The sequence below is a fragment of the Okeania sp. SIO2F4 genome, from assembly GCF_010672385.1.
Classification (GTDB): domain Bacteria; phylum Cyanobacteriota; class Cyanobacteriia; order Cyanobacteriales; family Microcoleaceae; genus Trichodesmium.
In genome coordinates, this window is record NZ_JAAHGT010000392.1 from 1 (window position 1) to 8473 (window position 8473).

Consider the following 8473-nt stretch of genomic DNA (forward strand, 5'->3'; position numbering starts at 1 on the left):
ATTAGCAAGGGAAATACCTCACAGTGCTAAAAATGGCTGTTTGCGTAGCATTCCGTAGGAAAACCTAGATATATCAAGAAAACAGTTGATTTAAGGTGAAAACACTACTGTATAAGGTTTTGAGCTTATTTTTAACCTATTTTTTTCTAAAATCCCCCTAGGGAAGTAAAGAATATTTATTTCCTGATTTTAACTCTAAGCATTTTATTACCGAAAAATTAAGGTATAAAGCTTCTCCATTCATGGAGAAAAAAGCGGTTGAGGGATGGCGAGGTCTCCTCGCTGGCCTCCAATCAACCAAGAGAAGAAAAAAAATCCTTTTAGGCAATCCTTCTATTACAGAAGAGGTAATTATTAATTGTTAATTGTTAATTGTTAATTATTAATTATTAATTATTGAAACCTTTGTAACTTTCTCTTATTAAAGAATTGAATGAATACTATTAACAACCTTTTCGATAAAATCAACTTCACCACTAACGATAATTTCGTCAATTTCCCATCTATTACCTAAACTTAAAGTTGGATCTATGTCTGCTTCGTGAGCAATCTTATTTCGAGGGCCATTTCAGTTATCAGTTATCAGTTATCAGTTATCAGTACCTCAATGAAATAGGGATGCTTCAAATACTGAATTTTATTTTTTTTTATTCCCTTTCAAGGGGAGTTTTGAAACATAATTTTATGGTCAATAATAATTTTAAATTCTTGCTTAATATCATTATTTTTTCTACCCATAATACTTGCAAATTATAACCACAATTTTTTATATGAAATTAGCCTAATTGCATCTGCTATACTATCTGGTTGTTGAAAACTTTTATAACTATGTCGCTGTCGAATTTCATCTTCTAAATAAAATTCAAAGTCAGGAGGATTTTTCAACCCTTCTCTTGCAGTACCTAAAGAAATTTGAAAACGAGAAAATGCAGGGGGTTCAATACGTAAACCTCGATGTATTTCTAGCATTCCTAATCTCACAACTTCATGTATATAATAGTCTAAGGCACTTACAGCTAGAACTAAAGCAGCTCTCAACATATCTGAAAGATCGAGAACAGAAGTAGATTTAGCTCTAACAGAGTTATGAAGAGCTATCAAATCTCTAACACGATTAATACTAATGTGGAATTGGTCAAGCACAGACTGCATTTGAAGTGAAATTAATGATTCGAGTGGCTAAATTTGAAAAAGTATCTTTAAAAGTATTTTGTGATTTTAAGGTACTTTCTAAAACTTTTCCATAGTGTTTATCTTCTTGTTGAATTTGCTCTTTTGTCAATGCAAAAACAGGTGTTTGACAGTTCTGGGAGATGGCAATAATACTGTTAAAATCAGACATTATTTGAAGTTAAATTAATGATTCTATCGGCTAAATTTGAAAAAGCATCTTTAAAAGTATTTTGTGCTTTTAAGGTAGTTTATAAAAGTGGTCTATAGTGTTTACCTTCTTGTTGAATTTGCTCTTTTGTCAATGCAAAAACAGGTGTTTGACAGTTCTGGGAGATGGCAATAATACTGTTAAAATCAGACATTATTTGAAGTTAAATTAATGATTGTATCGGCTAAATTTGAAAAAGTATCTTTAAAAGTATTTTGTGATTTTAAGGTACTTTCTAAAACTTTTCCATAGTGTTTATCTTCTTGTTGAATTTGCTCTTTTGTCAATGCAAAAACAGGTGTTTGACAGTTCTGGGATATGGCAATGATACTGTTAAAATCAGACATTATTTGAAGTTAAATTAATGATTGTATCGGCTAAAGTTTAAAAAGTATCTTTAAAAGTATTTTGTGATTTTAAGGTACTTTCTAAAACTTTTCCATAGTGTTTACCTTCTTGTTGAATTTGCTCTTTTGTCAATGCAAAAACAGGTGTTTGACAGTTCTGGGAGATGGCAATAAGACTATTAAAATCAGACATTGTAGTCAGACAATAATCATTAATATTTTGAGAATAGTAAACTTCATTCGGTAATAACATATTTTCTTTTCCTAATGATGGAACTAATACATCTGAAACAGCTTTTTGAGTTTTATCTATCCATTCCTGAAAGCTAGCAGAAGGTTTTTGATATCTGATTCGATAGTTTTGGATAATTGTTCCTAGAAAAAGAGGTGTTACTTTTGGAAAAGGATAACTAGCGTCTTGCAAAACTTGTAATTCACTAGCTTTTTTTGCCCAACTATGCCATCTTGGTATTATTCTTGCCAGTGAATCAATTGCCATTATAGAAAAAAAGTCAGGAACAGTAGGCACAATAAAAAAATTGCTAGTCATCAGTAAGTTCTGATTGATTGAACTTAAGCTAGGACTCATATCAATTAAAATATAGTCGGCAGAAAATTTTTCTGCTGTCTTTTCAAATAGATAGGAAATTGAACCGGGAAGGTTTTGAAGAGTTTGAATAGAACCACTTAATTCTTGAGCTATTCCCAGAGTTACTTCATATTCAGCTAATCCCACATGACCTGGTAAAAGAAATAAACCATCTTGTTGTTCATTTTTAATACATTCAACTCCCTCTACTAATCTAGGTTGAGACTCAAACGCAGGTGCTAAAGCAGATTTAATATCTTGGTTTTTACTGTAAATTTATTCTAATTCTTGTTTACGAGAAAACCCCAAAACCATACCTGTTAAATTGCATTGAGGGTCTGTATCTACCAGAATTACTCTTTTTCCTTTAGATGCTAACATCCAACCCAAATTAAATGTTGTGGTTCTTTTACTTACACCACCTTTATGATTAAAAAGTGCAATTTTTATAGCCATTTTTATCCACCTAACCAGATATAATAAACTGTATTATTTTGACTAAAAAACTAATAATAAAAAAACCTAAAGTAGCAATAGCAATTACAAATAAAATTAAGCCGCCTAAAAGTAGAAAAATAAACCAGCTATCTGCTTTTTTACTAACTTGAGGAGATTCTAAATGATTCTCCAATAGATCCATATTTTTAGAATTTGCTTTCCATGCAACATCAAACAAATCCCCAAAAACAGGTACAATACCAGCTAGTGAGTCAAAAACTATATTAGTAGCCATTCGTGTTAGAGTCTCTTTGGGTAATCCCATAGTTGCCGCAGAGAATACTATATAAACAGAAATTAGTCCTCCCAAAACATCACCACCACCAGGAATTAATCCTAGCACTGGATCAAGACCAACACCTAATGATGTACCAGGAACACGAATAGCATTATCAAGTAAGTCGCTAATTTGTCGCAGTTGTCTAACCTTAGCTACTTTTGATTGATGAGTTGGAGTCGGAGAAGGTTTTGCCATTATCAGTTATTAGTTATTAGTTATCAGTTATTGTAAGCATTCAGCCATTCTTTTATAGAAGTTATTTAGTATCTTTATAGATTGATTTTCCTTTCTACAACCTGAGTGTTATGGCTGCTACTAGGCTCCCTCCGCCTTTCATGTAGTGCAGCTAAACGCCTTTCATCTGCGTAGCAAAGCGGAACGGAGTTCTATTGCTGAGAAACCATACTATCTTGTGTTGAATAAAAAATCATGTATATGGGCGAGTAACTCCACTTAAGTTTTATAATATCACAATTTTGGCAACGATGGAACCGAAAATCCCCAAGATTTTTTAGGAGCTTTAGATAATGAAGCGGTTGATAATTTTGTCGGGAGGTTATAGAGAGAAAGACTCAAGCGGGAAAAAGCTATGGGTGCTTCACAGAATGAAAATTTTTTCTGATATTGTTCGGGGGGAAAATTTCCTCAATATTGCGATCGCCCCTTAATTATTAATCTTGGTTGAATAAAAAATCATGTATATGGGCGAGTAACTCCAGTTAAGTTTTATAATATCACAATTTTGGCAACGATGGAACCGAAAATCCCCAAGATTTTTTTAGGAGCTTTAGATAATGAAGCGGTTGATAATTTTGTCGGGAGGTTATAGAGAGAAAGACTCAAGCGGGAAAAAGCTATGGATGCTTCACAGAATGATTTTTTTTCTGATATTGTTCGAGGGGAAATTTCCTCAATATTGCGATCGCCCCTTAATTATCAATCTTGGTTGAATAAAAAATCATGTATATGGGCGAGTAACCCCAGTTAAGTTTTATGATATCACAATTTTGGCAACGATGGAACCGAAAATCCCCAAGATTTTTTAGGAGCTTTAGATAATGAAGCGGTTGATAATTTTGTCGGGAGGTTTATAGATAGAAAGATTCGAGCGCTCAACAGTCAGTCTAGTGCTTCATAGAATGAAATTATTGCTGATATTGCTCCTAAGAAAAATTCCTCAATATTTTGATTGTTTCTTAGTCAGGAAATTTCAACGTGCTTCAGCAATCTGAAAGCGCTGTAAAACTTTGTAGGGAGGTTCCATGGAACATCCCTACTCTGGTCTACCTAAGTCAAAACTGCCATAAGAGTCATAGACTACTTTGCTTCAGTAAAATCAGCATCAATTACATCATCTCCACCACCAGCACTTGAGGAAGAGGAGGAAGCACCAGCATCACCATTTGGTGCAGCACCATCACCAGGTGCGCCATCCCCTTGTTGATAGATATTGCTACTAACAGTGTAGAGAGCTTGTTGTAACTCAGTACTCAGAGATGTAATCTTCTCATCGTCTTCTTGAGCGACAGCATCGCGCAAGTCTTTAATCAAGCCTTCAATCTTAGTCTTATCAGCTTCAGGAACCTTATCTCCTAACTCCTGAATTTGCTTCTCAGCTTGATATGCTAGAGAATCAGCTTGGTTTTTGCGGTCAATTTTCTCGCGACGCTCTTTATCTGCAGCAGCATTTGCTTCTGCTTCTTTAACCATCCGATCAACTTCTGTATCTGGCAGAGTAGAAGCACCTGTAATACTAATAGATTGTTCCTTACCAGTACCTTTATCCTTTGCAGTTACATTCAGAATACCATTAGCATCAATATCGAAAGTAACTTCAATTTGAGGTACACCGCGAGGTGCTGCGGGGATACCATCTAAGCGGAAAGTTCCTAGACTCTTGTTATCAGTAGACATTTCCCGCTCACCTTGCAGTACATGAATTTCTACATTTGTCTGACCATCTACAGCAGTTGAGAATACTTCTGATTTCTTGGTAGGAATAGTAGTGTTGCGCGGAATAATTTTTGTCATTACGCCACCGAGAGTTTCCACACCCAGAGATAGGGGAGTAACGTCTAACAAGAGAATATCTTTAACTTCGCCTGCTAATACACCTGCTTGGATAGCAGCTCCAACAGCTACCACCTCATCAGGGTTAACACTTTGGTTGGGGTCTTTACCTAAGACTTTCTTGACTACCTCTTGAACTGCTGGAATTCGAGTGGAACCACCAACTAATACTACTTCGTCAATGGCTTTTTTATCTAACTTGGCATCCCGGATAGCATTTTCTACAGGAATCCGACAGCGATCTATTAGATCGGAACATAGACCTTCAAACTCAGCTCTAGTAAGAGTTATATCTAAGTGCTTAGGTCCATCTTGGGTAGCAGTAATAAATGGTAGGTTAATTTCTGCCTGGGTAACGCTAGAAAGTTCAATCTTTGCTTTTTCTGCTGCTTCTGTTAAACGTTGTAGAGCTTGTTTATCTTTACGGAGGTCGATACCTTCTGCTTTTTGAAATTCACCAGCTAGATAATCAACAATTTTCTTATCAAAATCGTCACCACCAAGGTGGGTATCACCAGAAGTAGCTAATACTTCAAATACACCGTCACCTACTTCTAGGATGGAAACGTCGAATGTACCACCACCAAGGTCAAATACTAAAATAGTTTCGTTACTTTTTTTATCTAATCCATAAGCTAGAGAAGCTGCAGTTGGTTCGTTGATAATCCGCAGCACTTCTACTCCAGCAATTTTACCAGCGTCTTTGGTTGCTTGTCTTTGGGAGTCGTTAAAGTAAGCAGGTACGGTAATTACGGCTTGCGTTACTTGTTCGCCAAGATACTTACTAGCATCATCAACCAGTTTACGCAGGACTTGGGCTGAAATTTCCTCAGAGGCAAATTGTTTTCCTAATGCTGGGCAATCTAATTTAACATTACCGTTAATGTTGAGAACTTTATAGGAAACTTCGGTAGTTTCGTGGGTTACTTCATCAAATCTACGCCCGATAAACCGTTTTACTGAGTAGAAGGTATTTTGGGTGTTCATCACCGCTTGACGCTTGGCGATTTGACCCACAAGTTGTTCTTCTTTTTTGCCATAAGCAACTACGGAAGGAGTTGTACGGAAGCCTTCCGCATTAGCTATGACTGTAGGTTTACCACCTTCCATAACAGCAACGCAGGAGTTTGTTGTACCTAAGTCAATTCCGACTACTTTTGCCATAACAGTTTTTTGCTCCTAAAAAATACAAAATTTTTGCTTATTTGTCAACTCGATTTTTTTGATTAACTTAAGGACTAATATTTAAGCTCAATAGTTTAGTTTGAGTCTAGGGTAAGTCCAGTTAAAATACAGTCTTAAGATTAAGTTACTTATATCTATACTTATCTATACTGCGGTTAGTTAGAGGATTCCATGAAGGCGTATTTACCGAACATTATGGAATGTTAGGCTTTGAGGGACTTTATATACTTTTGTCTCTTTACCCTTTCTAATTTAGGGGTAAGAAGCAATTGGTGTCATTGTGGCAAACCGTAAGTTAAGTGTTGTGTTTGCCGTCTAGCGATCGCTTTTTGGATAGTTATAGCAATTTAAAAAAAGAAGACGACAAAACGGAAAGCTGGAAATTTATGCTTAAAAGGAGCTAATAAGCTAGGAATGATTTAGGTTTTATATTCCCTGTTGCTTTTGAGAAAAATTGGATATACGGTTTAAATACTAAACAGCTTATTATGGTATAAGCTATCTATTTATATCTTTCCCCCTTTTTTTCTTCTTTCTTCTTTCTTCTTTCTTCTTTCTCTCTTCGTTCTGCCTTACCTATACTATTACTATAGTTAACAAAAATTTATCAAATTTGTATTAGAGGATGATTAAAACTGATACTTGATAAAAACAGATCGCTTTTTGATACTAAATCTGGTTTAGATTGGTTACTGATGAAATAAGGGAATAGGGAAAGATGATAAGTATCTTTGATCTGATATTCGGTACATCAACTTGTAAAATTAAAATAAAAGTAGTATGAAAATTAGTAAGTCGCCTGGTATTTATACTATATAAATCATCTTCATTGACCGAGAAATAAGGTCTCAATTCTCTTCTTGAAAGGGGAGAAAAAGCGGTCGTAAGGCAAGCGCACAACTACGTTTTTCATGTCGCTGTGCGTTAACGCGCGTTGTGCGAAGCAAAACGGCTTCGCCGACTTGAATTGCGGAGCTTGGAGTAGGATGGGATGGCGTTTCGCTACGCGACATGAAAAGCGGAGATCCTCTGCAAGAGGCAGCGACTCTGTCAAGAGCGGGTTTCCCTCTGAATGCAGAGTGGCTCGGAAGTGCGCCATATCCAATAGACCAAGAGAAAGAAAATTCCGGATTTCAAGCTTCCGGGTTGAGCCGGATGTAATGTTTCGCTCTGCGACATGAAAAACGAAGTTACGACTCAGGAGGCTAACTGAAACTACCTTTCTCAAACAGGACTTACGACTTACGCAAAGACACTATAATATATAGTGCATAATAATTTTGGGGATCTTCACTGTAGTTTTGTGCGTTAGCGGAGCTTTGCCTCAGCAATCGCTTGACTATTCATTCAAAAAACTTCAGTTATTCAAGTTGAATAAGCTTCATTTTAATTGAAGGATATTTCAATTCTGAGACCAGATAATCCGATCACAATTCATGCTTAACTTGATAAATATTTTTTCCTATTTTTACAGCAAATATTTTGAAAAAATTCCACACTAACATCGCACAAGCGATATGATTTTTTTGAATTTATCCCAAAGACATTGGCAAAATTATAGACCTGTTAATTCCTTAATTATGGCGTTAAATTATTCAATTTTCCATCTGGTTTGAGACTCAAATTATATAGATTGCTACTACTACTTTTCTCATATAGCAATCCGCGCATTGGTTGTGACAATTTTTATAATAGTTAATTTGAACTGAAAACCTTGAAAATTCTGTACGTCGCCCTACCGACGGCTCCCCTACCTGATACCAATTTTATAAATCTTTGCTACAAATAGTTAGGGTATTTATTGCAATTCATAATTCATAATTCAGGAGTCAGAATGAATAGATTTAATACAATTTTTTATGTTTTAAATCATTTTTTTCGTCAAATATACTTTCATCTCATCTAAAGTTTTTTTATGGTGCTTATTATTCGTAACATTCTTTTTTCAAAATGTTATGACTCGGTCTTCCTGACTCCTGTACGGGCTTCCTGGCCACCAAGCCCCTAGCACCAAAATATTACAACTTAAATAGGATTGCTATATGATTTTTGATACTAGGTTTTGAAGTTTAGTATTTAGGTTTGATAAATCGGACTTAGTATCAGTTATTGATAAAATAAAC

Annotated in this window: 7 protein-coding genes and 1 pseudogene; 2 read left to right on the top strand and 6 right to left on the bottom strand. The window is 35.4% G+C overall.

Features of this window, described 5'->3' with window-relative positions:
* Positions 1–750: 750 nt before the first annotated feature.
* The 5 genes and pseudogenes from F6K22_RS22595 to F6K22_RS22615 form a co-directional block, all read right to left on the bottom strand.
* A complete protein-coding gene (locus F6K22_RS22595; RefSeq protein ID WP_293102987.1) occupies positions 751–1152 on the bottom strand; it encodes a hypothetical protein in 402 nt (133 codons plus the stop codon).
* Positions 1136–1342, bottom strand: coding sequence for a hypothetical protein (locus F6K22_RS22600; RefSeq protein ID WP_293102990.1), 207 nt, complete (start codon positions 1340–1342; stop codon positions 1136–1138). Before F6K22_RS22600 ends, F6K22_RS22595 begins: the two co-directional genes overlap by 17 nt.
* A gap of 185 nt (positions 1343–1527) precedes the next feature.
* On the bottom strand, positions 1528–1728 hold the full coding sequence (locus tag F6K22_RS22605; protein WP_293102992.1) for a hypothetical protein: 201 nt from the start codon (positions 1726–1728) through the stop codon (positions 1528–1530).
* Between the two features lie 37 nt (positions 1729–1765).
* Positions 1766–2773 (bottom strand): annotated as a pseudogene (locus F6K22_RS22610) (ParA family protein).
* A 10-nt stretch (positions 2774–2783) separates the two neighbouring features.
* Complete coding sequence (locus tag F6K22_RS22615) at positions 2784–3290, bottom strand: DUF4112 domain-containing protein (RefSeq protein ID WP_293102995.1); 507 nt, start codon at positions 3288–3290, stop codon at positions 2784–2786.
* A 661-nt stretch (positions 3291–3951) separates the two neighbouring features.
* Between F6K22_RS22615 and F6K22_RS22620 the strand changes: the two genes are divergently transcribed.
* Positions 3952–4083, top strand: a complete 132-nt coding sequence (locus tag F6K22_RS22620; RefSeq protein WP_293102997.1) for a hypothetical protein — start codon at positions 3952–3954, stop codon at positions 4081–4083.
* Between the two features lie 329 nt (positions 4084–4412).
* Here F6K22_RS22620 and dnaK read toward each other — a convergent pair whose 3' ends face one another.
* The gene (gene dnaK / locus F6K22_RS22625) at positions 4413–6329 is read right to left on the bottom strand and encodes a molecular chaperone DnaK (RefSeq protein WP_293103000.1); all 1917 of its coding nucleotides are present in this window, start codon (positions 6327–6329) and stop codon (positions 4413–4415) included.
* 1032 nt (positions 6330–7361) lie between these two features.
* Here dnaK and F6K22_RS22630 point away from each other — a divergent pair.
* Positions 7362–7511, top strand: coding sequence for a hypothetical protein (locus tag F6K22_RS22630; protein WP_293103003.1), 150 nt, complete (start codon positions 7362–7364; stop codon positions 7509–7511).
* Positions 7512–8473 lie beyond the last annotated feature (962 nt).